The organism is Kocuria sp. NBRC 114282, assembly GCF_030268385.1.
Lineage (GTDB): Bacteria > Actinomycetota > Actinomycetes > Actinomycetales > Micrococcaceae > Kocuria > Kocuria palustris.
Window position 1 is genome coordinate 82,745 of record NZ_BSQO01000001.1, and the last position, 25,343, is coordinate 108,087.

24 protein-coding genes are annotated in these 25,343 nt (G+C 72.2%); 16 read left to right on the forward strand and 8 right to left on the reverse strand.

The window, feature by feature from the left end:
- Window positions 1-159 precede the first annotated feature (159 nt).
- The 5 genes from QSJ40_RS00445 (at window position 160) to QSJ40_RS00465 (ending at window position 5,436) form a co-directional block, all read left to right on the forward strand.
- Entirely contained in the window at window positions 160-1,152 is a 993-nt protein-coding gene (locus QSJ40_RS00445) for a 2-hydroxyacid dehydrogenase (protein ID WP_024289599.1), read from the forward strand.
- Window positions 1,153-1,279: 127 nt separating this feature from the next.
- Window positions 1,280-1,810: a DedA family protein gene (locus QSJ40_RS00450; protein WP_006214048.1), complete on the forward strand. Its 531-nt coding sequence runs from the start codon at window positions 1,280-1,282 to the stop codon at window positions 1,808-1,810.
- A 22-nt stretch (window positions 1,811-1,832) separates the two neighbouring features.
- On the forward strand, window positions 1,833-3,029 hold the full coding sequence (locus QSJ40_RS00455; RefSeq protein ID WP_235586817.1) for an MFS transporter: 1,197 nt from the start codon (window positions 1,833-1,835) through the stop codon (window positions 3,027-3,029).
- Window positions 3,030-3,558: 529 nt separating this feature from the next.
- Window positions 3,559-4,311, forward strand: coding sequence for a putative endonuclease domain-containing protein (locus QSJ40_RS00460; protein ID WP_285728334.1), 753 nt, complete (start codon window positions 3,559-3,561; stop codon window positions 4,309-4,311).
- Between the two features lie 216 nt (window positions 4,312-4,527).
- Window positions 4,528-5,436, forward strand: coding sequence for a PaaI family thioesterase (locus QSJ40_RS00465; protein ID WP_285728335.1), 909 nt, complete (start codon window positions 4,528-4,530; stop codon window positions 5,434-5,436).
- Between the two features lie 12 nt (window positions 5,437-5,448).
- Here QSJ40_RS00465 and QSJ40_RS00470 read toward each other — a convergent pair whose 3' ends face one another.
- Entirely contained in the window at window positions 5,449-5,793 is a 345-nt protein-coding gene (locus tag QSJ40_RS00470; protein WP_006214052.1) for a cupin domain-containing protein, read from the reverse strand.
- A gap of 169 nt (window positions 5,794-5,962) precedes the next feature.
- Window positions 5,963-6,784, reverse strand: a complete 822-nt coding sequence (locus tag QSJ40_RS00475; protein ID WP_082677015.1) for a VOC family protein — start codon at window positions 6,782-6,784, stop codon at window positions 5,963-5,965.
- A gap of 88 nt (window positions 6,785-6,872) precedes the next feature.
- On the opposite strand from QSJ40_RS00475, the gene QSJ40_RS00480 reads away from it, so the two are divergent.
- Both QSJ40_RS00480 and QSJ40_RS00485 read left to right on the forward strand, forming a co-directional pair.
- Window positions 6,873-7,631 carry a response regulator transcription factor gene (locus tag QSJ40_RS00480; protein ID WP_051452672.1) on the forward strand — a complete coding sequence of 253 codons (759 nt, stop codon included), beginning with the start codon at window positions 6,873-6,875 and terminating at the stop codon, window positions 7,629-7,631.
- A complete protein-coding gene (locus QSJ40_RS00485) occupies window positions 7,628-9,340 on the forward strand; it encodes an ATP-binding protein (RefSeq protein WP_285728336.1) in 1,713 nt (570 codons plus the stop codon). Before QSJ40_RS00480 ends, QSJ40_RS00485 begins: the two co-directional genes overlap by 4 nt.
- Before the next feature lie 102 nt (window positions 9,341-9,442).
- On the opposite strand, the gene QSJ40_RS00490 is transcribed toward QSJ40_RS00485, so the two are convergent.
- Window positions 9,443-10,162, reverse strand: a complete 720-nt coding sequence (locus QSJ40_RS00490) for a response regulator transcription factor (RefSeq protein ID WP_153005735.1) — start codon at window positions 10,160-10,162, stop codon at window positions 9,443-9,445.
- A 268-nt stretch (window positions 10,163-10,430) separates the two neighbouring features.
- Between QSJ40_RS00490 and QSJ40_RS00495 the strand changes: the two genes are divergently transcribed.
- Window positions 10,431-11,171, forward strand: a complete 741-nt coding sequence (locus QSJ40_RS00495) for a transglycosylase family protein (protein ID WP_285728337.1) — start codon at window positions 10,431-10,433, stop codon at window positions 11,169-11,171.
- A gap of 198 nt (window positions 11,172-11,369) precedes the next feature.
- On the opposite strand, the gene QSJ40_RS00500 is transcribed toward QSJ40_RS00495, so the two are convergent.
- Window positions 11,370-12,284 carry an HpcH/HpaI aldolase/citrate lyase family protein gene (locus QSJ40_RS00500; protein ID WP_285728338.1) on the reverse strand — a complete coding sequence of 305 codons (915 nt, stop codon included), beginning with the start codon at window positions 12,282-12,284 and terminating at the stop codon, window positions 11,370-11,372.
- Between the two features lie 213 nt (window positions 12,285-12,497).
- Between QSJ40_RS00500 and QSJ40_RS00505 the strand changes: the two genes are divergently transcribed.
- From QSJ40_RS00505 to QSJ40_RS00515, 3 genes are all read left to right on the forward strand, one after another.
- On the forward strand, window positions 12,498-13,430 hold the full coding sequence (locus tag QSJ40_RS00505) for a hypothetical protein (RefSeq protein WP_285728339.1): 933 nt from the start codon (window positions 12,498-12,500) through the stop codon (window positions 13,428-13,430).
- A gap of 265 nt (window positions 13,431-13,695) precedes the next feature.
- Window positions 13,696-14,658, forward strand: coding sequence for a prolipoprotein diacylglyceryl transferase (locus QSJ40_RS00510; protein ID WP_285728340.1), 963 nt, complete (start codon window positions 13,696-13,698; stop codon window positions 14,656-14,658).
- A 127-nt stretch (window positions 14,659-14,785) separates the two neighbouring features.
- Window positions 14,786-15,469 (forward strand): hypothetical protein, encoded by a 684-nt coding sequence (locus tag QSJ40_RS00515; RefSeq protein WP_058871949.1) that lies wholly within the window; start codon window positions 14,786-14,788, stop codon window positions 15,467-15,469.
- A 120-nt stretch (window positions 15,470-15,589) separates the two neighbouring features.
- On the opposite strand, the gene QSJ40_RS00520 is transcribed toward QSJ40_RS00515, so the two are convergent.
- Window positions 15,590-16,117, reverse strand: coding sequence for a mycothiol transferase (locus tag QSJ40_RS00520; RefSeq protein WP_058871950.1), 528 nt, complete (start codon window positions 16,115-16,117; stop codon window positions 15,590-15,592).
- A gap of 212 nt (window positions 16,118-16,329) precedes the next feature.
- Between QSJ40_RS00520 and QSJ40_RS00525 the strand changes: the two genes are divergently transcribed.
- Complete coding sequence (locus tag QSJ40_RS00525; protein ID WP_285728341.1) at window positions 16,330-17,343, forward strand: hypothetical protein; 1,014 nt, start codon at window positions 16,330-16,332, stop codon at window positions 17,341-17,343.
- 24 nt (window positions 17,344-17,367) lie between these two features.
- Here the strand turns inward: QSJ40_RS00525 and QSJ40_RS00530 are convergent, their stop codons facing one another.
- The gene (locus QSJ40_RS00530; RefSeq protein WP_259870457.1) at window positions 17,368-18,498 is read right to left on the reverse strand and encodes a hypothetical protein; all 1,131 of its coding nucleotides are present in this window, start codon (window positions 18,496-18,498) and stop codon (window positions 17,368-17,370) included.
- Window positions 18,499-18,562: 64 nt separating this feature from the next.
- Window positions 18,563-19,489: an N-acetylglucosamine kinase gene (locus QSJ40_RS00535; protein WP_058871953.1), complete on the reverse strand. Its 927-nt coding sequence runs from the start codon at window positions 19,487-19,489 to the stop codon at window positions 18,563-18,565.
- 121 nt (window positions 19,490-19,610) lie between these two features.
- Here QSJ40_RS00535 and QSJ40_RS00540 point away from each other — a divergent pair, with 121 nt between their 5' ends.
- Complete coding sequence (locus QSJ40_RS00540) at window positions 19,611-20,078, forward strand: SRPBCC domain-containing protein (RefSeq protein ID WP_058871954.1); 468 nt, start codon at window positions 19,611-19,613, stop codon at window positions 20,076-20,078.
- Window positions 20,079-20,686: 608 nt separating this feature from the next.
- Window positions 20,687-21,070, forward strand: coding sequence for an RNA-binding S4 domain-containing protein (locus QSJ40_RS00545; RefSeq protein ID WP_006214070.1), 384 nt, complete (start codon window positions 20,687-20,689; stop codon window positions 21,068-21,070).
- A 98-nt stretch (window positions 21,071-21,168) separates the two neighbouring features.
- Here the strand turns inward: QSJ40_RS00545 and QSJ40_RS00550 are convergent, their stop codons facing one another.
- Window positions 21,169-22,626, reverse strand: a complete 1,458-nt coding sequence (locus QSJ40_RS00550) for an MFS transporter (RefSeq protein ID WP_285728342.1) — start codon at window positions 22,624-22,626, stop codon at window positions 21,169-21,171.
- A 124-nt stretch (window positions 22,627-22,750) separates the two neighbouring features.
- Between QSJ40_RS00550 and QSJ40_RS00555 the strand changes: the two genes are divergently transcribed.
- Window positions 22,751-24,118: an MATE family efflux transporter gene (locus tag QSJ40_RS00555; protein ID WP_053448041.1), complete on the forward strand. Its 1,368-nt coding sequence runs from the start codon at window positions 22,751-22,753 to the stop codon at window positions 24,116-24,118.
- Window positions 24,119-24,438: 320 nt separating this feature from the next.
- Window positions 24,439-25,320 (forward strand): universal stress protein, encoded by an 882-nt coding sequence (locus tag QSJ40_RS00560; protein WP_024289619.1) that lies wholly within the window; start codon window positions 24,439-24,441, stop codon window positions 25,318-25,320.
- Window positions 25,321-25,343: the final 23 nt, after the last annotated feature.

The window sequence follows — 25,343 nt, forward strand, 5'->3', positions numbered from 1 at the left end:
GGGGCGCAGGTGGCTGGCGCCGACGACGGGTGCGCGGTGGACTCGAGCGCGGTTCCGGGCGACGATGGGAAGGATGCGTGTGACACGGGCCGCACGCGACCGCTGGCCCCAGCGGACAGCCCTGGCCCGTGCGTCGAGAGCCCGTCGAGAGGAAGCCCCATGCCGAAGTTCCTGTGCACGTTCACCGTCCCCGGCCCCGCCGAGGACATGCTGCGCGAGGTCGGTGAGCTCGAGGTCATCGAGGGGATCTCTCCCGAGGACTTCGACGCAGCGGTCAGCGGCGGCGAGTACGACGCCGTGATCCAGCAGCTGTCCCAGAAGGTCGACGCCGACCTCATGTCGCGAGCCAAGGTCAAGGGCTTCGCGAACTTCGGCGTGGGCTTCAACAACTTCGACGTCGACGCCGCCACCGAGCACGGCCTGCTGATCGGCAACACCCCGGATGCAGTAACGGATCCCACGGCGAACATCGCCATGCTCCTGCTGCTGGGCGCCGCCCGTCGTGCCTATGAGATGCAGCAGATCGTGCGCGAGAGCGGCGGGCAGTTCCAGCCGTTGGCACCCAACGAGATGCTCTCCGAGGACGTCTCGGGCACGCGTCTGGGCATCGTGGGCCTGGGACGGATCGGCAAGGCGATGGCCCGTCGTGCCCTGGGCTTCGGCATGGAGGTCGTGTTCGTCCAGCGCGCCCCGGAAGACCGCGAGGTCTCCGACGACGAGCTCGGCGATCTGGCCGGCAAGGTGAAGCAGGTCCCGTTCCAGGAGCTGCTCGAGACCTCCGATCACATCTCCCTGCACGTCCCGCTCAGCGACGGCACCCGGCATCTGATCGGCCAGAAGGAGCTCGCGGCCATGAAGCCCACCGCGGTGCTGGTCAACACCGCCCGCGGACCGGTGGTGGACGAGAAGGCGCTCGTGGCCGCGCTGCAGGACGGCGAGATCTCGGCCGCCGGGCTGGACGTCTTCGAGAACGAGCCGGTGCTCGAGCCGGGGCTGATCGATCTGCCCAACGCGTACCTGCTGCCGCACATCGGCTCGGCGGAGAAGTCCGCCCGCGCCCGCATGGGCGAGATGTGCGCCCAGAACGCGATCGCGATCGCCGCCGGCGAGGTCCCGCCCTACGCCGTGAACCCGGAGGCCAAGAAGAGCTGAGGCCCGATAGGACCGATCGACGACGGCGCCGCTCTCCTCGCGCGAGGGGGCGGCGCCGTCGTCGTGCGTGCTGGCGGGCGACACCTCGTCGCCAACCAGCGGCTCCGCGCGCTTGTAGCCTGGCGGGATGGACGACCAGGCCCCCTCCTCCCTCGAGGCGATAGGGCAGTGGATCGAATCGCTGCCCGTCGTGGGCGCCATCCTCTTCTTCTGGGCCGTGGGCATCCTGCGGACGTCGATCATGTACGGGATCGCGCGCGCGGCCGGCAGCGGGGGCCGTCGTTCGCGGCTCGTGCAGCGCGTCGTCGCCTCCCCGGCGTACCTGCGCGCCGAGGCCTTCGTGAACCGGTGGGGCGTGCTGGCCGTCCCGGCATGCTTCCTCACCGTGGGATTCCAGACGGCGGTCATCGTCACGACCGGGCTGACCCGCATGCCCCTGGTGCGATGGATCCCGGCCATGCTCGCGGGCACCTTCTTCTGGGGCTGCATCTACGGAACGGTCGGGATGGCCGTGCTGCAGGCCTGGCTGCGCCAGCCGGTGGTGACGGCCGCGGTGGTCGTCGTCGTGATCGCGCTGGTGCTGGGGCTGCGCGCCTACTGGAGGCGGCGCGACGCCCGTCGGCGGCTCGACCCGGAGGTCGCCGCGCCCCTGGACTGACACGGGCGTATCCTCGTCGACGATGACCCGTTCCCCGCGCTCCCTCATGTGGCTGTGGCTGCTGTGCCTGGCTGGGGCGCTGACCCAGACCGGGCTGAACCTGCTGCGCCCCATCACGAGCTATAAGCTGATCGCCCTGGACGCCGGCCCGCTCACGATCGGCATCACGACGGCCGCCTACGCGATCCTGCCGCTGTTCACCGCGCTGTGGCTCGGACGGGTCTCCGACCGCATGTCCTCGCTGCGCCTGATGCTCTGCGCCGGCGTGGCCATGCTGGGCATCGGCGGCGCCGGGCTGGCTCTGCTGCCATCGGTGCTGGGCATCGCCGCCGCCAGCGCGGTGCTCGGGCTGGGGCACCTGGCCTTCACGATCGCGGGGCAGACCTCGATCGCGCGCGTCGCTCCCGACGACCGCCTGGATGCCGGCTTCGGCTGGTTCACCGCCTCGTACTCGGTGGGGCAGATGCTCGGGCCGCTGCTGGGCGGGGTGCTCGTGGGCTCGCAGTCGGTCACCGGCTCCGCCGACGGCCTGGCGCGGATCGAGCTCGCCCTGTGGGTCGGGGCGGGACTGGCGCTGGCCGCGCTGCTTCCGGTCGTCCTGCGCACGAGCTCCGGGACGCTTCGGCCCGCTGCCTCCTCCGACGACGACGCGCCGCGCGCCTCCATCGCCCGCGTCATGCGCACCCCCGGTGTCACGCCGCAGATGACCGCCTCGCTCGGGCTGCTGGCCATGCTCGACATCCTCACCGCGTTCCTGCCGCTGGTCGGCGAGCAGGCGGGGGTGGCCCCGGTGGTCGTGGGTGCACTGCTGGCCATCCGCGGCGGGGCCTCGATCCTCTCGCGCGTGGTGCTGCCCAAGCTGGTGGTCCGCTTCTCCCGGCCGGGACTGCTCAAGGCCAGCCTGCTGGGATCGGCGATCGCGCTCGCCGTGCCGCCGTTCGTGATGGGCCACGTGTGGCTGGCGGGACTGCTGCTGGCGATCGGCGGCTTCTTCCTGGGGCTCGGCCAGCCGCTGACCATGTCCATGATCACCACGGCCGTTCCCTCCAGCTGGCGCGGCTCGGCGCTGGCCGTCCGTCTGATGGCCAACCGGCTGGGACAGGTGGGGATGCCGCTGATCGCCGGCGCGGTCGCCGCCCCGCTGGGGCCTGCGAGTGCGATCTGGCTGTCCTGCGCCGTGCTGGCCGCCTCCGGCGCGGAGCGCGCGCTGCGCAGCTGATCCGCCGCTGTCGTCGTCCTGCACCTGCCGCCCCGCCCCTCGGTTGAGGCCGCACGTATTCCTCTGATCCCGCCCCATGGCCTGCGATGCTGCGGCATGAGCGAAGACGCCGCGCCGGGGCCGCACCTTTGCTGCTGATCGGACGTGATGACATGCGGTGGTGCGGCCTCGATGAGGGCGCATGACTGCAGGCCACCCATCCTTCGCGGCTCCACAGCGACACATTTCCAGGGTGCGCCCGTCGCAGCATCCTCTTCGGAGGGGCAGAGAGCTGGAGCCGGTCGTCGGTCGGAGTGCGATGGGGCCCATGCCCACACCACCGCATCATCCGCCGGCGTCTCTGCAGGCGCGCACATTCACCCTCGACGACGCACGCGCCGCTGGCCTGACGCGAGCACAGCTCTCCGGCAGGGCGTATGGCAGCGAAGGGCGCAGCCTCTGGTCCTGTACGGAGCATCGGGCACCGGAGACTCCGCCGGGGCACGCCCCGTCGCTGGCGCTGCCGGCTCAGGTGGTGACTCCAGGAGCTGTGATCAGTCATGTCACCGCGGCGCAGGTGCTCGGTCTGCGACTCTCGAAGCGCCTTCGCGGCTCCACAGCGGTCCATCTCACCCAGACGGCTGGCCGGAAAGCCCCCAGACGGATCGGCGTCGTCGGGCACCGAGCACTCCTGGCCCCTGAGGATGTCGTGATGCGCGCGGAAATGCTGGTCACCGGGCCCACGCGGACCGCCGTCGATCTGGCCGGGATGACCCGCGGCCGGGGCCGACCGCTGCTCACCGACGACGACCTGCTCGTTCTGCTGGAGGGCATCATCGATGAGCACTCGACGGGCCCTCGAGCCGGCCTGGGGTGCCTTCGTCCGCTGGAGACGATGGCGACCGATCTGCGGCGGATGTCGCGTGTGCGCGGCGTCGCGCGGGTGCGGCAGGGACTCGAGCGTGCGCTCCCCGCCGTGGACTCGGCGCTGGAGACGCGAATGCGCCTGCTGCTGGAGGCCTTCGGTCTCCGGGGGTGGGTCACCGACATCGAGCTGACGGCGCCCGGGCATCGATCAGTCTGGCCCGATCTGGCGGACGTGGGGAATCGTCTTGCCTTGCAGATCGAGGGCCCCCACCACGACGGCATCGATCAGCGAGTCCGAGATATCGAACGCGAGCGAGCGACCGTCGCCGCCGGCTGGCGCGAGATCCGCCTGAGCTGGAAGGACATGCGCCAGGAAGTGCCTGGGACAGCTCCGGAAGCGGTCCGACTGGTACGGGCTGCGAGAGCGGGTCGCTGAGCTTCGAAGCCGCATTTGCGCACCTGATCAGAGTCGATCGGAGTCATTGGTGCGGCTTGAACTGACGCGTGGGACGAGGCCGCACCACCGCAGGTCATCAGCGCTGAGCGGTGGTGCATGTGCGGCTTCAACGGGAGTCGTCTGAGCAGAGCCGCTCTGACCTGGGCGACGGTGAACGACCTAAGGTGAGAGCGGCCCCGACCTCAGGAGTTCTCCATGCCCTTCCGGCAGATGCTTCCCTCGCCCGCGCTCCAGGCGATCGGCCGCGACTTCCTCGCCCATGACGCCACCGTCGTCCGCAGCCCCCGTCAGCCCGGCGATCTCACGGGCGGGACGCGCGTGACGACAATCCACGGCGAGCACCTCGCCGTGCTGGCGCGCATGCCCCAGGATCCCGTGGCGAGCCATCTGGGAGTCGCCGCGGACATCTCCGTGGCCCAGGGCATCCGGGAGGGGCTGGGGAAGGGCGAGTCCATGCTCACGCTGTCGCTGCGGGTCGAGCAGCTCAGCGCGCCGCGCTCGGGGGAGACGCTGCGCGGTGCGGGCCAGCTGCTCAGTGCGGGGCCGACCGGCATCGTGGCCCGCGGCGTGCTGGTGGGCGAGGACGGGCGCGCGGTCGCCGAGGCGCTGGGACGCTTCATGGCGGTCGACGGCCAGGGCGGCTACGCGGGCTCCAGCCCGGAGTCCACACAGCAGTGGGGAGAGGTCGCCGAGCCCCAGGACTGGGCGCGGCTGCTGCCGCTGGAGCCTGCCCGGAACGACGACGGCCGCTTCAGCGTGATCCCCTCCGCCGACACGGCCAACAGCGCCGGGATCATGCACGGCGGGATCCAGATGCGCCTGCACGAGCTGGCGGCAGGACGGATACTCGCGGCCAAGGCCGCGCACGAGGGCCGTGGCGAGGCGGCCCAGGCGCTGAGCCGGCCCGGATCAGCGGACGGCGCACGCAGGGCCGTCTCGATCGGGACGACCTATCACCGCCCGGTGCCGGTTGACGGCCCACCCCTGAGCGTGGGGGTCGAGGTGCTCAAGGACGGCCGTCGGATCGCGATCACGCAGTCGCAGGTCCGCGATCCGCAGGGTCGGCTGCTGGGCTCGAGCGAGATCGTCTGGGCCCGCGGCTGAGCAAGAACGACCTCATGGGTCGCAGTGGCTGTCCATTCCGGCAACGCCGGTGACCGTGGTGAGCAGGAATACCGAGTCCTCCTGGGCGAGGACCCCGTGGCGGTGGTGCGTCAGGGCTGCGATCTCGCCCTCGGAGAGCTCGTCGTGCTCCTGGGCCGTGACGTGGACCCGGCCGCGCAGCACCTGCATGGAGGCCGCGGGCGGCGAGTTGTGCTCGGCGAGCTCCGCGCCGGCTCGCAGGGCCACGAGGGTCTGCCGCAGCGGGCCGTCGTGGACCAGCAGGCGAGCGGCTCGTCCGTTCTCCTCGCCCCGCGCGGTCTTCAGCAGTTCGTCGGCGATGCGGTGCAGCGGCTCCATGGCGGTCCTCCGTCTCGACAGGATGCGGCTCCGGTGAGCCGATGCCTTCAGGGTGCCCGCTGGACGCGCCAGGCGCCTTGATCCCGGTCAACGAGCGGAAGTGCAGCGCGCCCCGGAACCACGGCGTCCTCGTCGCGCTCCAGCGGCCGCGACGAGGACCGCGGGGACCTCAGACCGCCTGGATGATCTGGAAGCTCGCGCCCTGCGGGTCGGCCACGGTGGCCAGGCGGCCGAAGGGCGAGTCCATGGGTCCGTCCAGGACGGTGCCGCCCAGGCGGGTCGCGGTCAACAGCGCGGCGTCCACGTCCTCCGCGCCGAAGTACACGCGCCAGAACGACGGGGTGCCCTCCGGCAGGAAGCTCGCGGCCTCGCACAGACCGGCGGCAGCGGCCTCGCCTGCGCCGTGGGTCGCGTAGCGCACGCCGGAGGGTGCGTCCTCGGACTGCTCCGCCTCGTCTTCGCCCATGCGCGCGATATCCCAGTCCAGGACGTCGCGGTAGAAGGCCTCGGAGGCGTCGTAGTCGGTGGACATGCACTCGAACCAGCAGGGCAGCCCTGGCGCGGCGGCGGCCTGGATGCCGTCGAACGTTCCCGGCTGCCACAGGCCCACGGCGGCCCCGGCCGGATCGGAGAGCACGGTCATGGAGCCCAGATCGGACACGTCCATGGGCGGGAAGAGCACCTGCGCCCCGGCGGACTCCGCGCGGGAGACCGTGGCGGCGATGTCCGACGTGCGCAGGTAGACGGTCCACGTGGTGGGGCCGTTCGGCTCCTCGGTGGGTCCGTCGGGGCCCATCAGCGAGGACATGGCGCCGCCGATCGCCCGTCCCTCGTGAGTGATCGTGTGGTAGTGCCCGAACTCCTCGCCGCCGTCCTGGAAGGACCAGCCGAGCAGCTCGGAGTAGAACCTCTGGGCGCCGTCGAGATCGTGGGTGGACAGGTCGATCCAGATCGGTCCGCCCTGGACGGGATTCAGCTTCTGCTCAGGCACGTGCGCTCCTCTGGCAGGACCCGGGCCGTTCCCGGGCGTCCGCACGGAGTGTAGGTCCGGGCCTGTGACGGCGGAAGGGTCTGCCAGGATGGACGCGGACGTCGGAAGGAGAACCGTGAGCCTGTCGTCCCTGAACCTCCCGCCGCTGAGCCATCCGAACGGCTCGCCGGTGCGCGTGCTGGTCGTCGACGACGAGCCGGCGCTGGCCGATCTGGTCGCCATGGGCTGCCGCATGCTCGGCTGGGACACCCGCCTGGCCCATCGCGGCCGCGAGGCGGTCGAGATCGCCCGCGAATGGACCCCGGACGTCCTGGTCCTTGACTGGATGCTCCCGGAGTACGACGGCCCCGAGGTCCTCGAGCGCATCCGTCGCACGCAGCCGGCCGTCCCGGCGCTGTTCCTCACGGCCAAGGACGCGGTCGAGGACCGCATCGCGGGGCTGGCCGCCGGCGGCGACGACTATGTGACCAAGCCCTTCTCCATCGAGGAGGTGCTGCTGCGCCTGCACCGGCTGCTGGAGCGCACGGGCATCGCCTCGAGCTCCTCCGACGAGCTCGTGCTGGGCGATCTGTCCCTCAACGTCGTGACGCGGGAGTGCTCGCGCGGCGGGGACCCGATCGAGCTGACCGACACCCAGTTCCAGCTGCTGCGCTACCTCATGGAGAACCCGCGCGCGGTGCTGTCCAAGGCCCAGATCCTGGACGCGGTGTGGGACTACGACTTCCAGGGCCGGGCGAACATCGTGGAGCTGTATATCTCCTACCTGCGCAAGAAGATCGACGCCGGCCGCGAGCCCATGATCCACACCGTGCGCGGAGCCGGGTACGTCATCCGCCCGGCCGCATGAGCCCGCGCCTGCGCTGGCGGCGCAGTCTGGCGCTGCGCACCGTCATCGGGGTGGTCGTGCTCGTCGCCCTGGTGCTGGCGGCCATGGGGACGACGACCGCGCTGATCGCCCAGCGCACGCTCAGCGCACAGCTCGACGACTCCGTGCGCCAGGCCATGAGCCGGTCGTGGAACTTCCTGGGCGATCAGGGCGGCGGTCCGGGCGCCGCGCAGCCGTCGAGCCCGGCTGAGCCGTCCGAGGCGCCCGAGCCCTCCGGAGCCGGCGAGCCCTCCGATGTCGCTGACCCGACGAGCGCCGCCGATCCCGCCGACGACGGCCAGCGCGACCCCCTGGCTGCCCCCGGACAGCCCGTCGGGGTGCTCGCGCTCGTGCAGGAGGACGGGCGGACGACGAGCGCGCGCTACCTGGGCGAGGACGGCGAGATCCGGGAGCTGCCGGCCGAGGACGTCGCGGCGATCGAGGACTCCGGCGTCCTGAACGAGGCCGCCGAGCCCCAGCAGGACTCCGACGCCCCGGTCCGAGCCCTCGAGCTGTCCATCGGCGCCTATCGCATGGGCGCCTCGCAGGCCCCATCCTCCCCGCAGGACGGGGCGGAGAAGGCCCCGGACGGCCAGGCGCAGGCATCGCAGGCCCCGGCCCCGTCGGCATCGCCGCAGGACGCACAGGTGAAGACGCAGGACCGCGTCGTGGTCACGGGTCTTCCCGCGGCGCAGATCGAGCGCACCACCGCCACGATCGTGACCACGGTGGTGCTGGTCTCGCTGGCGGCGCTGGCCGTCATCGCCGCGGCCGGGCTGTGGTGGGTGCGCCGGTCGCTGGAGCCGCTGCGGCGCATCTCGCGCAGCGCCTCCGACGTCGCCCAGCTGCCGCTGGCCCAAGCCCGGGTACCGGTCGCGGATCACCTCGTGCGCGGCGATCTGGCGCAGGAGGGATCCGAGGTCGGGGAGGTCGGCCGGGCGCTGAACACCCTGCTGCTCAGCGTGGACCATGCCATGACCCGCCGCGACGCCTCCGAGGCCCAGCTGCGCCGCTTCGTGGCCGATGCCTCCCACGAGCTGCGCACCCCGCTGGCCTCGGTGCGCGGGTACGCGGACATGCTGCGGCTGCGCGAGGAACTCACCCCGGACGGTCAGCGGATCCTGGACCGGCTGCTCGCGCAGGCGCAGCGCATGAACGGGCTCGTGGAGGACCTCCTGCTGCTGGCCCGCCTGGATGCCGACTCCGGAGCCCAGCAGCAGCCGTCCGGAGACCCCGTGGACCTGGGCGAGATCACCGCCGAGGCCGTCAGGGACGCCCAGGCCGCCGGCCCCGAGCACGCCTGGGAGCTCGACGTCCCGGACGAGCCCGTCCCCGTGCGAGTCCCGGCCGCTCAGCTGCAGCAGACCGTCGCCAACCTGCTCTCCAACGCCCGCAAGCACACGCCCGCCGGGACCCGCATCACCACGAGCCTGAGGATCCGCGACGGCCGTGCAGTGCTGGCCGTGGCCGACGACGGCCCCGGCATCCCGGAGCACCTGCAGCCCACGGCCTTCGACCGCTTCGCCCGCGGCGACGATGCCCGCACCGCCGGCGCCGAGGGCTCCTCGGGGCTCGGGCTGGCGATCGTGCGGACCATCGCGGAGTCCGCCGGCGGCAGCGCCCGGCTGAAGTCCCCGGCGCCCGGGCATGCGCACGGCACCGTCGTGGAGATCGAGCTGCCGCTGGCCTGAGCGGACCCGCTGCCTGCCGCGCTGCGAGTGCTGCCGGGCCCCAGTGCCGACAGCTTGGCCCGGTCTGCCTGGGCAGCAGCTGTCGGAGCATCGGCAGCGCTGTCAGGCAGCGTGGGTGCCTGCTGCGGCGCCGTCCCGTCGGTCGCCGTGGTCCAGGCGATCCAGCCGGTAGCCGATGCCGCGCACCGTGCGCAGCGCCGACCCGGAGCGCGGCAGGCGCGCGCGCAGCCCGGAGATCGACTGCTCGACCACATTGGAGCTGACCTCCTGGGCCGGGTCCCAGGCGGCGGCCAGCAGCTGATCGCGCGACATCACCCGGCCCGGATTGCGCATCAGGACGGTGAGCAGGCGGAACTGCTGGGCGGTGAGCTCGAGCTCCTGGCCGTCATCCGCAGCGCGGTGGCCCAGCACGTCGACCTGGAGCGGGCCGTTGGTGAGCAGGTCCGGCATCCAGGTGCGGGGGCGTCGGGCCAGGGCGCGCAGCCGGGCGCGGATCTCGATCGGGGTCGAGGGGGAGGGCACCACATCGTCGGCTCCTGCCTCCAGGGAGGCGGCCAGCGATTCGCCGTCGGCCTCGGCGGCGATCACCAGCACGGGCACGCCCACCTCCTCCTCCCGCAGAGAGCGCACCAGGAAGGCGTCGGCGCGGCCCGCGGAGTCGGTCGTGACCACCACGGCCTCGGGCTGGAGGTCCGCGCAGGCCCACGCGAGCTCGGAGGGGCGCACGGCCTCGATCAGCAGGTCATCGGCGGCCCATCCGGGCGGCACGGGCTCGTCGGTGCGGCGGGATCGGGCGGTCAGGTCCACTGTCAGGATTCTCATAGCCGCGAATATCCGGGCCGACCCTGTGCTGGGACTGTGCCGGATGCCTGCTCGCGCTGAGACCTGCCTCGGCCCCTGTCCCCGGCGCACGCGGCGGATCCAGGGACGGGCCCGGGGCCCCCACTGTGCGTTCCGAGCCCCACATGCCGCTGTGAGCGCGACAGCCTCCGCACAGACTCGGATCACGGAGGAGGCGCAGGGTTCTGGTCATCGGCAGCCGAGACCGGCCGCCGGAAAGTTCCTGTCAGCGACGAAAGCAGAGAAGACCTTGACCACCACGACGACCTCCACCCGACGTCGCGGCCTGTCCCGCTTCGCCCTGGGCGCCGGCGGTGCGGCCCTGGCACTGACCGCTGGGCTCTCCGCTGTGCCGGCCAACGCCGCCGACACCGGCAACGCCACCCTCGAGGCCATCAAGCAGTGCGAGTCCGGCGGCGACTACACCGCCGTCAACGCCTCCTCCGGAGCCTCGGGCGCCTACCAGTTCCTGGACTCCACATGGCAGTCCCTGTCGGCCTCGGCCGGCTACTCCACGGCATCCTCGGCCCCCGAGTCCGTCCAGGATGCTGCGGCGCTCGAGCTCTACGCGGCACAGGGCAGCAGCCCGTGGGCCGCCTCCGAGTCCTGCTGGTCCGGGGCCGTGGGCACGACGGACGCCTCGGACTCCTCGGACGAGGACACCACCGCCGAGGACACCACGACCGGCACCGAGACCACGACGGAGACGGCTGCGACCGAGACCGCCACGGTCTCGACCGGCACGGAGACGACCGGCACGGTCGCGGCTCAGTCCGGCACCGCGCTCGCAGTCCAGGCGGCTCCGGCCGATGCTCCGGAGGCTCCCTCGGACATCCCTGCAGATCTCCTCGGCGGCGCACCCGCGGCTCCGAACGGCGCCGAGCAGGTTTCCGCCCCCAGCGGTCAGGCTCCCGCCGGCCAGGTCCAGGGCAGCCAGGGCAGCCAGGGCCTTGCCGCTCCCGCGATGGCGGGCGCTCCGGCAGGCTGCTGAGCTCGCCCGAGCACTTCCTGAAGGACAGGGCTGCGGCCCCGCACCGTGCGGTGCGGGGCCGCAGCCCTGATCCGCGCCCAGAGCGCGGATCCTCTCGGCCTCGGTCCTCCTGCCGGGGGGGGAGTGCCGGCTCGGCCTCTGCCCTCCTGCCGGGCAGCGCCGGCTCAGACCCGGACGATCCGCAGGGAGAGCGTGGGATCAGCCCTCGCCCAGGAGGCGTCGCGCTCGGGCGATCACGGGGGCGTCGACCATGGCTCCGTCCACGGCGCTGGCTCCGTCGACGGCCTCGACCACAGAGCGGGCCCAGGCGATCTCCTCCTCGGTGGGCGCGAAGGCCTCAGCCGCCGCCTCGACCTGCGCGGGGTGGATGCACAGCTTCCCGGTGAAGCCGTCCTCCCGGGCGCGCAGAGCCGCCCGACGCACCGGCTCCAGATCGCGGAACTCGGGGGTGGGGGAGTCCAGCGGGCCGGCCAGGTCGCGGGCTCGCGAGACGGTGACCACGCGCGCCATCGCCGCGGCCATGGTGCGCGAGTCCGCGCCGCAGCCCAGGTCGAAGGCCAGATCCAGCGCTCCGACCGCCAGGCGCACCACGCCGGGCTCGGCCACGATCTCCTCGAGGGCCAGCAGTCCGGCGGCCGACTCCACGGTGCCCACGATCCCGACCTCGAAGCCCAGGCCGTCGCGCACGTCGCGGACCTGCTCGGGCGACTCCAGCTTGGGGATCAGCACGGCGTCGAGCAGCTCGGGGGCCTCGGTGCAGCCCGGAGCGGAACCGCCCACGGCGGCCGCGGCGGCACGGGCCGACGCGCTGTGCTCGTGGGCCCGAGCGGCACGGCGCAGAGCCTCCAGATCGGCGCGCCCCGCCTCGGTCTGCGGTCCGTTGATCCGCACGGCCACGGGCCCTGCGAGGGCGCCCGCCTCATGGGTCCCGGTGAGCAGAGCGATCAGGTGCTCGCGGGCGGCGTCCTTGTCCGCGGCGGCCACGGCGTCCTCGAGGTCCACCACCACGCAGTCGGCTCCTGAGCCCTGGGCCTTCAGCACGCGATCAGGGCGCAGCGCGGGGCTGAACAGGGCAGTGCGGGCGGTCGCCAGCTGGGCGGAGGACGTCATCATGGCTCCAGGGTAGAGCGGGCCGCGCGTCTGAGCCCGTCCCAGGTCGGACGGGCCGAGGCCCTCCCCGGATTTTCATCCAGCGTCATGTACCGACATGTTGACTTCTCATTCCATCCGGTGTGTGCATTCGTGATTCCCTGGAGAGGTCTTGAGTCCGCGAGGTCACCTCATGGCCCGCGCACCATCTGGTCGCCGTTTCCGAAGGAGCACAGCATGAGCCTGGATCGTCATCTCCGCATCCCCCTGACCGTCGGGCTCCTGGCCCTGACGGGCGTCATCGGCCTGTCGGGCTGCGTGCCCACCGTCGAGGACGACTCCAGCGAATCGGGCCAGAGCGAGGAGACCGAGGCCGCGTCCTCGGAGGAGACCCAGGCCGAGGAGACCCAGGCCGAGGAGACGCCGTCGGAGGAGGCCTCCGAAGAGGCCTCTGAGAAGCCTTCCGAGGGCGCGTCCGAGGACACCTCGGAGAAGCCCTCCGGCGACGCTTCCTCGAAGTCCAAGGATGCTGCTCCGGCCGGCGATCTGGTCGATGCCTCGAAGCTCTCCGGCGAGCCCATCGAGGTCGTCGAGGGCGAGGGCGACGGCACCGTCGAGATCCCCGAGCACGACGAGCCCCTGGTGGTCGTCTTCGAGAACACCTCCAAGGACGAGTTCAGCTACCTCTACGGCACGGCCGATCCCGGGCAGAGCCTCGAAGGCGCCGAGACCGGCGAGACCGTGATCTTCCTGCTGGATCCGTACGGCTACAACGGCGGCCTCGACTCCAACACCAAGAAGTGGAAGATGGAGGGCGACGCGAGCGACACCTTCAAGATGAGCTTCTACCCGCTGGATTCCATCCCGGAGGTCAAGGACGGCCAGGGCTCCGAGGCCGAGGGCACCGGCATCTTCCGCTGGAACCTCGAGGATGACGGCTACTACGCGGTCAAGCACGACGGCGAGTCGAACTTCATCGTCCACGGCGAGTCCCCGGAGGACAACGGAGAGACCTCGCAGCTGGCCTTCAACGAGATCGGTACGATCGACGGCGGCCTCGAGGTCGAGGACGGCGAGTACATCATCACCGTCGACGCCGACGGCAAGTGGAGCTTCTCGCCCATCACCGAGGAGGACTACGAGAAGAACTACGAGCCGGTTGAGGAGTGATTGCTCACCAGCGGGCCGCCTGAGCCGGCTGGCCCCGCTGACCGCTGCGAGAGCCCCCTTCGCGTGCATGCGAAGGGGGCTCTCGCGCGTCGTGGACCACTGGGTCACGTGTTTGCGGATATAAAGATTCGTCACAATGAGCTGTTCGGACGGCAGGGGTTTGCACCTGCACATTTGCAGTGGTTAACTCTGAGGTGTCGGAACGAAGAGGACCGGCAGGCACCCCAGCCGAGCACCACCAATGACACGATCTCAGGAGGTCGTCATGAGCACGAATCGCACTCTCCGCACCCCGCTGACCGTCGGCATGCTGGCGGTGACCGCAGCCTTCGGGCTCTCTGCCTGCGTCCCCACCGAGGAGCCGGCAGTCGAGGAGACCGGGGCCACGCAGCCCGCCGAGACCGAGACCGAGCAGTCCGCCGAGACGGAGCGCCCGAGCGAGGAGTCGAGCGACTCCGGCCAGGACTCGAGCGAGGCTCCCTCGGAAGATGCCGATGACAGCGCCGCGAGCACCGACGCCAAGGGCGCCCCCACGGACGGCGACGACGCCGAGGCCAGCGGCAAGGCCACCGAGGGCTCGGACTCCTCGGACAGCAAGGCCTCGGGCGACACGGTCGATGCCGGCGCCATGAACGGCGAGCCGATCGAGGTCATCGAGGGCGAGGGCGGGGGCACCGTCGAGATCCCCGAGCACGACGAGCCCCTGGTGGTCGTCTTCGAGAACACCTCGGAGGACGAGTACAGCTACGTCTACGGCTCGGCCGACAAGGGCCAGACCCTCTCCGGCGTGGAGACCGGCGAGTCCGCGACCTTCCTGCTGGACCCGTACGGCAGCAGCGGCGGCCTGGCCTCGAACACCTCCTCGTGGGACATGGAGGCCGAGGAGGGCGACACCTACACCCTGAGCTTCTACGAGATGGACGCGCTGCCCGAGGCGGGCGACGGCGACACCATCGAGGCCAACGGCTCCGGCGTCTTCCGCTGGAACTCCGAGGAGGACGCCTACATGGGGGTGGAGCACGACGGCGAGTCGAACTTCATCGTCCACGGCGAGTCCCCCACGGACGACGGCACCGGCACCCAGTACGTCTTCAACGAGATCGGCGCCGTGACCGGGGGCCTGGAGATCGAGGAGGGCGAGTACATCATCGCTGTCGACGCCGACGGCAAGTGGAGCTTCACGCCCATGACCGAGGAGGAGTACGAGTCGGCCAGCTCCGATTCCTGAGCCGCAGGAAGCGCCCGGTCGCCTGATCGACGCGCACACGACGACGCCGCGCCGCGATCCCCACCACGGGGGCCGCGGCGCGGCGTCGTCGCGCGTCCTGCGGGCGAGGGCCAGTAGCCTGGCGGGCATGTTCAGTCACCCCGCCGCACCGATCCCGCCCCAGCAGCCGCAGGACTCGAAGGTCGCCGGCACCCCCGCCCTCGACGCCGACTGGGCAGCAGCGGCCACGCGCTGGGAGCCGGAGATCCGTCCGGCGTCGCCGGCGCACTGGTCCTGGCTGCGCTGGGCGTGGGAGCAGCTCGACGGAGACCTGCCGTCGTCGGCGGCACCTGCTTCTGGCGCGGCGGAGGGGTCCGAAGCGGCTGCGCAGGGCGACGCTGCGCTGCTGGATGCGTCCCTGGCCCTGCTGACGGCGTTCCTGCAGGCCGCCGACGGCGACGCCGAGGTGCTGTCGGGGGCGGAGGCCGAAGCCCCCGACGGCACCACCCTGCGCGGCGCACCCCGTGCGGCCGCGGTGGCGGAGGAGCTCGCCGCGCGCTGCGGCACGACCCTGGGCTTCGCCCAGCTGTGGAGCCTGGCTCGACCCGAGGAGCTCCAGGAGGATCCCTGGGCGGAGCTGGGCGCGGATCCTGCGGAGGCGGATCAGGAGACGGAGGTCGTCGATGTCCCCGGCGAGGAGGCCCAGCGCCGCCCCCTGTTCCCGCTGGACAGCGATGACATCGCCTGGATCGTCTCCGGGTCCATGACCGCGGCCAAGGACAGCACCTGGCGGTGGTTCTCCGGCCTTGCCGCCGGAGCCGCGCAGAGCTGACTCGCGCAGGGCTGACCCGCCCTGAGCTGCTCCGCGCTCAGGGGCGCTTCCGGCCTGTCCGGGCGCCGCGCCCTGGCACGACTGGCACTGCGGTCGGCAGGCCCGGCGGCCGGGAGGGCCTCAGAAGCCGATCGTCCAGCCGCTGTCCACGAGGCTGCGGGCGTAGGCGGCCTGTCCCAGGTGGGTCGAGGCGTCCTCGAAGGTCGAGACCAGGCGCACGCCGCGGGTCACGGGCGGGTCGTAGGAGTCGTCGATGACCTCGGCGATCTCGTCGTCCGACAGCGAGGCCGCGTACCGGGCCGATGCCTCCGTCACCTCGGTGAGGTAGGCGGCCAGCTCCTCGAGAGAGCTGGTGGTGACCGCGCCGACGTCCTGGGCCGAGTCGCCGAAGCCGAAGTCCTCGGCCCCGCGCTCGATCCCCAGGCGCTGCGCCCAGCCGCCTTCGCTCCATACCTGCTCCCGGCCGCTGAGCTGGGCGACCTGGACGTCCTCCTGGCGGGCGGCGTGCCAGATCAGCCACACGATCGAGTTGTGGATCCCACCCGGCTGGGTGTGCGCCTCCTGGAGGCCCAGGCCGTCGAGCACCAGTCCTGCGGTGTCGGCGGGGCGGCGTGCGAGGTCCTCGAGCAGCTGCTGAGCGGCGGTCATGATTCCTCCTGCGGTCGGCTGGCCCCTGCCTCCGGGGCCATTCTCACGACCCTATGACCGCGCCCCGACACGACGAGGGGCCCGAGCTGCCGGCGTCACGCAAAGTCATCACGACGCAGGTGTGTGCTTTAGGGAACGCATGAGGCAGGATGGAGGCGGAGCCGGATCCACCGGCATCCGTCGCACCACCGCGGAGAAGGAGCACCCCCCCCATGGGCTTCCGGAAGTCACAGACCACCCAGTCGTCGTCCGCCGAGCACGAGGAGCTGGACACCCAGCCCGCCGAGCAGCTGCGCTCGGGCGCGCCGAAGCGCCGCCGCTCGCCGCTGATCCTCGGCGCCCTGTCGCTCAGCGCCGGGCTCGCCCTCAGCGGCTGCGTCGCCACCGGCGGCGACGACTCCTCCGACGACTCGTCGTCCTCCTCGTCCGAGGAGACGTCGAGTGAGGAGAGCACGGAGGACTCCGCGGCCGGCAGCGAGTCGCCCTCGGAGGAGTCCACGGAAGGGGCCTCCGAGGACTCCTCGGACGACGCCTCGTCGGAGTCTTCGGATGATGCTTCCGAGGGCGCTTCGGAGGGCCCTTCGGAGGACGACTCCGAGGGCTCGGGCGGCGGATCGGCCTCCGCCTCTGGCGATGTGGTCGAGCTGTCGGGCCTGCCCGATGTGGAGCCGGTGCAGTCCGAGTCCGGCTCCGGCAGCGGCGAGTTCGCCCTGGAGCACCCGGACGGCGAGGATGCCCCGGTCTACACCAGCCGCTCCGCCAGCGGGGACAGCTCCATCTACGCCTACTTCACCGGGCAGCGCACCGACGGCTCGTCCACCTCCATGGGCGGCGTGGTCCCCGGCACCACCGGCGTGGGCTTCGAGGACCCGTACTGGATGGACGATCGCATCACGGACGTGTCGGTCGAGGCTCCGGATGACGTCGAGTGGCAGTTCGACGTCTACTCGATCGACGAGATCCCCGATGTCAGCCCCGGTCAGTCGGTCAAGGCCGACGGCTCCAAGGTCTTCCACTGGACGGGCGAGGAGTCCGGGACCTTCGACGTGAAGGTCGAGGGCGACGGCAACTTCATCGTCAAGGCCGAGACCGCCGATCCCGACGGCCCCACCTCCCAGACGATCTTCAACGAGATGGGCCCCGGCGAGGGCACCATGGAGCTGCCGGCCGAGGAGTACTTCATCACGGTGGAGTCCAGCGGCCCGTGGGAGTTCACTGCCCAGTGACGCCCCTGATGATCATCGTGGCACTCAGAGGATGATGGCCACGATGATCATCACCAGGACCAGCGCCAGCGCGAAGATCCCCCAGTTGCGCAGCGTGGTGCGGAACTCGGCCTTCTCGGCCTCCGTGGTGGGCTTGGGGGTCTCATCGCCCAGGTAGCGGAAGTCGTAGGAGCGCGGCGGCTGGCCCTCGGTCGTGCCGCTGCCGGGGCCGTAGCCCGGTCCGCTGCCCTGCCGAGCCCGCGGGACGTCCTCCTCCGAGCCGGAGGGCTGCCCGAAGGCAGCAGCATTCCCGCCGTCGAACCCCACGGGCCGGCCGGAGTCCGGGGCCTGCGGGGGCTGGCTGCTTCCCTCGCCCGACGGACGCGGCTCCTCCGTGGCCGGCTCGTCGGCCGGATCGCGGCCCAGCATGGAGGCCAGGGCGGCGTCATCGGCCGAGGACCATGACGGCGCGGGGCCGTCCTGAGGCTCGGGAGCCTTCGGTGCGGCCTCGCCCTCCGCGGTGGTACCGGAGTCGGTTCCTGCGGCGGTGCCGGCGTCGGGTCCTGCAGCGGTGTCGGCACTCGCGGCACTGTGCTCGGCGCGCTGGCGTCGGGCCTGCTGATCGGCAAGGCCCAGGGCATCGGTGAGTCGGCGCAGCCGATCCTTGAGGGCGCGGCTGAGGCCCTTCTGCTCGGAGATCTGCACGGCTCGCTGCGACACGCGGCCGTAGATGCGTCCGTCGTCGTCCACGCCCAGGTGCGCGGCCGCCTCGGCCGCCTCCACGGGAGGCGCCCCGGGGCTGGGCTGCGCGGCCCAGCTCAGCAGCTGCACGGTCGCCGGCGTGCCGAGGGCCTGTGCGGCGGCGGGGCGCAGCGCCGGCGCGAACCGCAGCTCGAGCGCCTGGGTGCTGGCAGCGGCCTCGTCGTCCAGGGCGTCGATCGCGCCGCTGTCCGAGAGGACGGCCTCGAGCAGCACCGCGGCAGCCACGCGATCCCGGGGCTCGGCCCCGGCGTCCGACAGGACGGCCCTCAGCGTCTCGCGGGAGGCCTCCGCATCCCGGGTCAGCGCGGACAGGCGCTCCGGATCCGCCTGCGTGAGCTGCGAGGGATGCGACAGCGCGCCGCCCGGCTGCTCGTCGGAGCCTCCGGAGGAGCCGCTGGAGCGATTCGGGGACACGATCAGCACCTCTTTCATGGGACGGGGTGTGTGTCCGAGCCTACGCGGGCGAGCGCGCCCGCGCTCAGGCCTCCGCCAGGCGCAGGGTCCCGTGCACCGGCGGAACGCGCAGCGGCTCCGGCGCGCTCAACCCGGCTGCCGCCGCCCGCTCGGCCAGGGCCTCCACCAGGATTGACGACGACCCCAGCCCTCCGCCCAGCACGATCGGACCCGTGAGGCTCAGCTGCTCGGCGACCCCGGCCGCCATCTCGATCAGGTGCCCTGCGGCGGCCTCGAGCAGCTCGCGGGCTCCCAGGTGGCCGGCGCTGGCGCAGCGGTCCACGTGCGTGGCCAGACCCGCCCAGGCGGTGCGCTCGAAGCGGTCGTGGAAGTCCGCGATCAGCTCCGAGCGCTGCCCCAGCCCGCGGGTCTCGAGCACGGCGCGGTCGAGCTCATCGGCCGGCTCGTCGGCGTCTGCCCGGCACAGAGCCCGGCGCACGGCCTCGCGTCCGACCCAGAAGGAGCTGCCCTCATCGCCCAGCAGGTAGCCCCAGCCGCCTCGGCGGGCCTCGGAGCCTTCGGCGGTGCGGCCCCAGGCCACGGAGCCGGTGCCGGCGATCAGCGCGATGCCCTCGTCCGCCCCGGCGGCGGCCAGCAGTAGGCGGGTGTCGTGCACGATGCGGAACTGGGCTGCAGCCAGGGTCCCAGCGGCCTCGATCACGAGCTGCCGGAGTCGGCGGGCGTCGTCGTCGGTGTCCACGCCTCCCGCCCCGATCACCACGTCCACGCGCTGCGCAGCAGGATCCAGCCCGGGGGCGCCCAGCTCCTCGAGCACGGCGGCCAGCCTCTGCCGGGCCTGGTCGCGGCTCACGTTCTGCACGTTGGAGCTGCCGCCGCAGGCCTCGGCGCCGATGACGAGCTCGGGCCCCGGTGCGGCGGCGGGGCCGTCCGCGCGCAGGCCGCGGGTGGAGGTTCCGCCGATGTCCAGGCCGATCACGGTGCGCTGCTGCATGCCTCCAGGCTAGCCAGCGGCTCTCGGCACTTCCTCTGGGGGAGAACGGCGTTGTGATCCGGGCCGCAGTCTTCCTACTGTGGTCACACGAAAGTCCCCTGATGAAAAGGAGCACTTCAGCATGACGACCACCGACACCTCCGTCACCGTCACCCGCGAGATCGATGCCCCGGCGGCCGAGATCTTCCAGATCCTGTCCCTGCCTGCCCGCCACGTCGACTTCGACGGCTCCGGCAACATCAAGAACGGCTCGGACCAGCGCATCGAGAAGGCCGGCGACGTCTTCACCATGGACATGCACCGCGAGGACCAGGGCGGCGACTACAAGACCGACAACACGGTCACAGGCTTCGACCCCAACAAGCTGATCGCCTGGAAGCCCGCCAGGCAGGGCACCACGGTCGAGGACAACGGCTGGGAGTGGGTCTGGGAGCTCGAGTCCCTGGGCGAGGACCAGACGCGCGTCACCCAGACCTACACGTGGAAGGACGCCAACCCCGAGATCCTCAAGAAGGTCCACTTCCCCATGATCTCGGAGGCGGAGCTGGAGGAGTCCATGAACCGCCTGGCCTCCGTCGTCGCCTCCTGATCGACTGACGCATGATCCCGCACTCGGGATCGGCGGACCACGGCGCCCCGGCTCTTGCGAGCCGGGGCGCCGCGCCGTCCGGGTGCCCGTCTTGCGACCCGGGGTGACTGAGGGGCCCGCGAGGAGTCGCTCACGCAGGGCTTGGGCGAGCGATGGTCTGCGCAGGCGACTCCTCGCGGGTGCGAGGTGCCCGTGCGGCTGCGTCGGTCCTTGAGATCGGAGGAGCCCGGGCATGCGAGGACCCCGGGGCGTCGCGATCGCCTCCGGGGTCCTCGTCTGGTCTTCGCGGTCCTACTGCGGGGTCGGCTTGCCACCGTGCTCTTCTCGATGGTTATCGCCTGCGCCGCATGCGAGCCGCCGGTGTGTTGATGACCCGTCTCCCGTTGTGCTGGGCTCGATCGTCAACCGGTTCGGCTGCTGCGGTCTGCTCCGGCCTTCACTGCGCGGCTTCTGCAGCCCTGCCCGTGTCGGTCCCGCTGATGGATGCCTTCTCCATTCGCACTCCCGTCTGTCGACCTGTGGTGCGCCAGACGCTACTCCTGTCTGCTGCTGTGAGCAAGGCCACATCGCGAGGAATCTCGACGGCTCCCGAATGGGAGGATGGCGCCATGAGCACCGCCCCTGACAACGGTCCAGCCTCCGTCCGCCTGGACGTGTGGCTATGGTCCGTCCGGATCTTCAAGACCCGCTCGGAGGCCACGACGGCCTGCCGGGCCGGGCACGTGCGGCTCAACGGTGCTCCCGCAAAGGCGGCGCAGGCGCTGCGCGTGGGGGACACGGTCACGGTCAGGCGCCCGGGCTGGCAGCAGGAGATCGTGGTCCGCAGGCTGCTGCTCAAGCGCGTGGGCGCCCCGGTGGCCCGGGAGTGCTACGAGGACCGCTCGACCCCGCCGCCGCCCCAGCTGCGCTCCGCGGTGCCGCAGCGCGACCGGGGTGCAGGGCGGCCCACCAAGAAGGACCGTCGCAAGATCGAGCAGCTGCGCGGGTACTGAGCACAGAGGCGGCCGCCGGCGAGAGCCTCCCTGCGCCCCCGGAGCAGCCGGCGGCGGGCGCTTCTCACGCGCGCGGCGGGCAGCTGCGCGCGAGGCCCTCAGCCGGCGTGGTCGTCGCGGCGGCGGGAGAGGTAGGACAGCAGCGAGGGCGCGTGGTCGTCGTGGCCGTAGATCTCGTCCATCGCATCGGCCGCCGTGGGCGCGCCGCCGCGGCGTGAGGGACGGTCCTGGTCGAAGGGCTCGTCCGAGCGCGTCGGCCGCGACGTCGGACGGGGGCGCGGGGCCGGGACCCGGTCCTCGCGGCGGATGCGCTGGCCCGCGGATTCGTGCAGGGCCCGCGTCCCGGAATCCTCCTGTCCCTGGTGGCTGCGCTGGCCCAGGTAGACGCGCAGGCCCTGGGGCTGCTCGTCCGCGGCCGCCGGGCCCGGGCGCTGAGACCCCCGGCCGCTTCCTCGACCGCGCCCGGAGCGGCCGCGCGCGGGCTCTTGCTGCTCCACGGGTGCGCCGCGACGGGCCTGCTTGGCGCGGATCGCGCGCTGCACGGAGCGATCGACCAGCACCTCCGGCGGGCCGTCGTCCGCAGAGCCGTGCTCTGAGTCCCCGCGTGCCCCGCGCCTGCCGCGACGTCCGCGGCGCAGGGGCTCGTCCCGTGCGGGCACGGTCTGCAGCGGGGCGGTCTGCGGACCGTCCTCGGAGGCCCTGCGGTGCTCGTCGTCGTCCACGTAGAGCGGCAGAGCGGCAGTGGGGTCGTCCTCCTCGGCGCGATCGACCCGCCGGGTCGCGGCGATGCTCGCGGCGGTCGGCCGATCCTCCCGGTAGCGGGGCATCCCGGCGATGGAGTCGAGGTCCTCGGCGCGGCTGCGTGCGGGCTCGGGCTCGTCCTGCCAGTCGTCGTCCCGTTCCTCGTCCTCCCAGACCTCGTCCGGGGTGGGGTCCGGCTCCTGGGAAGAGCGCGGGCGGGCTCGGTGGTCGCGGACGTCGCTCCAGGCCTGCCAGCCGCGCAGCAGCCGCCAGCCCAGCCATAGGATCGCCGCGATCAGCGCGATCACTCCGGCGCCGTAGCCGCGGGCCATCCAGGCCAGCATCACGAGCAGCGTGAGGATCCCGCCGCCCAGTGGTGCCAGGGCGTACGGGGAGAGCTCGGGGAGCCAGCCCAGCGTGGGGGCGGAGACGCGACGACCGCCGAGCAGCCCCAGCCGCCAGCGGCGCACGCGGACGCCGCGCAGGACGTCGTCCTGGGCCCCGGGCTCCCACTCGGCGGAGCCGTGGGCGAGCAGGACGCGGTCGGAGCTGAACATCGCGGCCACCAGCAGGTGCAGCCCGATGGCCAGCCAGGCGATAGGCAGCCCGACCGCGAACCACAGCGCGATGACCCGCACGGGAGCCGGGACCCCGGAGGCGTCGTAGACCGTGAAGTCCAGGGCTCCCCAGGTCAGCCACAGCAGTCCGATGCCCGCCGCGGCTGCGACCAGTCCGTTGAGCACAGCGCGCACGCGCAGCGGGGGCCACGACGGGTGGGAGGAGCGCACGGGGCGTCCGCCGGACGAGCGGGCCATCGCGAGACCTCCTGGGGGGATGCGGGTCAGGCCGAGAGGCCCTGGATGGATACTGTGGAAGGCTAGCAACGGGGCGCGACGAACAGGCGCTCGAAGACGGCGGAAGACGACGGAGGCAGGACAGGTGCAGCGCAGCGATGTGCCGGGCGGCAAGGGGCTGAATCGGCGCATCCTCGGACTCGCCGTGCCTGCCTTCGGCGCCCTCATCGCGGAGCCGCTGTTCCTGCTGGCGGACACCGTCATCGTGGGGCGGCTGGGCACCGAGCCGCTGGCCGGCGTGGCCCTGGCCGGGGCGGTCGTCCAGACGGCCGTGGGGCTCATGGTGTTCCTGGCCTACTCAACGACTCCCGCAGTGGCCAAGCACCTGGGTGCCGGGCGCATGCGCGAGGCGCTGGCGGTGGGCCGCGACGGACTCTGGCTCGGCGCAGGCCTGGGCGTGGTCCTGGCGGTGCTCGGCGCCGTGCTGGGGCAGCCGCTGCTGCAGGCCATGGGCGGTCAGGGCGCGGTGCTGGAGCAGGCCTCGTCATACCTGTGGTGGTCGCTGCCCGGGCTTCCCGCGATCCTGCTGGTCACCGCCGCCACCGGCGTGCTGCGCGGGCTGCAGGACACCCGCACCCCGCTGGTCATCGCCATGGCGGGTGCTGCGCTGAACGTGGGCGCCAACGTGACGCTGGTGCACGGAGTCGGCATGGGCGTGGCCGGTGCGGCGCTGGGCACGAGCCTCACGCAGTGGGCCATGGCCGCCGTGTACCTGGTCATGCTCGGGCGGCGCTGCCGGGCGGAGGGCGTGGGCATGGCCACCTCCCCGCGCCGGGTCGCAGCGCTGATGGGGGTGGGCTCGTGGCTCATGCTGCGCACCGTCTCCCTGCGTGCCGCGCTGATGCTCACGGTCGTGGTCGCGACCCGGCAGGGGGCCGAGAACCTCGCGGCCTATCAGCTGATCATGACCATCTTCAACGTCATGGCCTACGCGCTCGACGCCCTGGCCATCGCGGCGCAGGCGCTCGTGGGCAAGGAGACCGGTGCTCGGGACACCCGCGCCGAGGGCCCCGACGGCGACGAGGCCCGAGAGGCCGTGCGCGTCCTGGTGCGGCGCATCGTGAGCTTCGGGATGGTCTTCGGCGTGGTCACCGGGCTCGTGGTGGGGCTGGTCCTGCCTTTGGCCGCGCCCCTGCTCACGCCCTCGCCCGACGTCCAGCGGCTCTTCGCGCTCGGGATGATCGTGGTCGCCCTGGGCCAGCCGCTGGCGGCCTGGGTGTTCGTGCTCGACGGCGTGCTGATCGGAGCCGGCGACGCCCGCTACCTGGCCCTGGCGGGTGTGGTGAACCTGGTGGTCTACCTGCCGATGCTCGCAGCACTGGTGCTGGCGGATCTCGGCGGCTCGCTCGGGCTGGTGCTGCTGTGGATTGCCTACGCGTTCGGCTACATGGGAGCTCGCGGGGTCACGCTCGGAGTGCGCTCCCGAGGGGATCGCTGGCTGCTTCAGGCCTGAGCCGCTGCGGGCGGCGGCGCCGCTCGACTGACACCGCGGGGCGCATCACCTGCTTCGGTGATCCGTCGATGCGTGGGCGGTGGAGAGGCGTCCGGCCGGGGCCTGCCGACGCGACGACCGGGCGCACCTGGAGCCCATCTCGAGAGGTGATCTGCGGATGCCGTCGGTTGCCATCACAACGGGCCCGGATGTGCGCGCTGTCATAGAATGAAGGTGGAGAGGCAGTCAGGAGCGGCGCCGCAAGGGGCACGGTCTCCGGGCCCGATCCGCCAGGTCGCACAGGGCCTCTCCACCGGCTTTCAGCGTGGAAAGGCAGAGCGATGACCCAGAAGATCCTCGTCGGCTATGACGGCTCCGAGTTCGCGGAGAAGGCCCTGGATTGGGCCATCGGAGAGGCCAAGGCCCTGGACGGCGAGCTGACCGTGGTGGTCTCCACCGGTCGCCCCGTCGTGGCGGATGCCGCCATCACCGGTCCGTTCCTGGAGAAGATCGAGGACGAGGCCGAGCAGACCGCCCGCCGCGGCGTGCAGAAGGCCAAGGATGCGGGCGTGCGCGCCCAGGGCGTCCTGGAGCGCGGCGACGTCGCCGGGGTCCTCGTCAACGAATCGCGGGACAGCTCCCTGGTGGTCCTGGGAAAGCGCGGCCTGCACGGTCTGCGCGGTCGCCTGGGCTCCGTCTCCGCCGCCACCGCCGCCCACGCCGAGTGCCCGGTCATCGTCCTGCCGGAGACCATCGAGCCCACCCAGGGCGACTTCACCGGCCGCGTGGTCGTGGCCGTCGACAAGCTCGGCCTGGAGTCCCCGTCGGTCCGGAAGGCGGCCGAGTACGCCCAGGCCCACGGCAAGGGCCTCTCGCTCGTGACAGTGATCCCGTCCGTGACCTCCCTGCCCTCGGGCTCCGCGGAGCTCGATCAGGCGGTCTCGGAGCAGCTCACGGAGCCGGCGCGGAACATGCTGCAGGAGGTCGAGGACGACGTCGTCAAGCAGTTCTCCGGTCTGGACACCAGCATCCACATCCTCTCGGGCCGCCCCGCCGACGCCCTCGTGCAGGCCTCCGCCTCCGCGGACCTCGTGGTGATGGGCACGCGCGGCCGCGGCGGCTTCCGCGGACTGCTCCTGGGCTCGGTCTCCCAGGCCGTGCTGGTCGACGCCGTGTGCCCCGTGATGGTCGTGCCGAACCGGGCGCAGGCTGACAAGAGCTGAGTCTTCAGCCTCACGGGCGGATC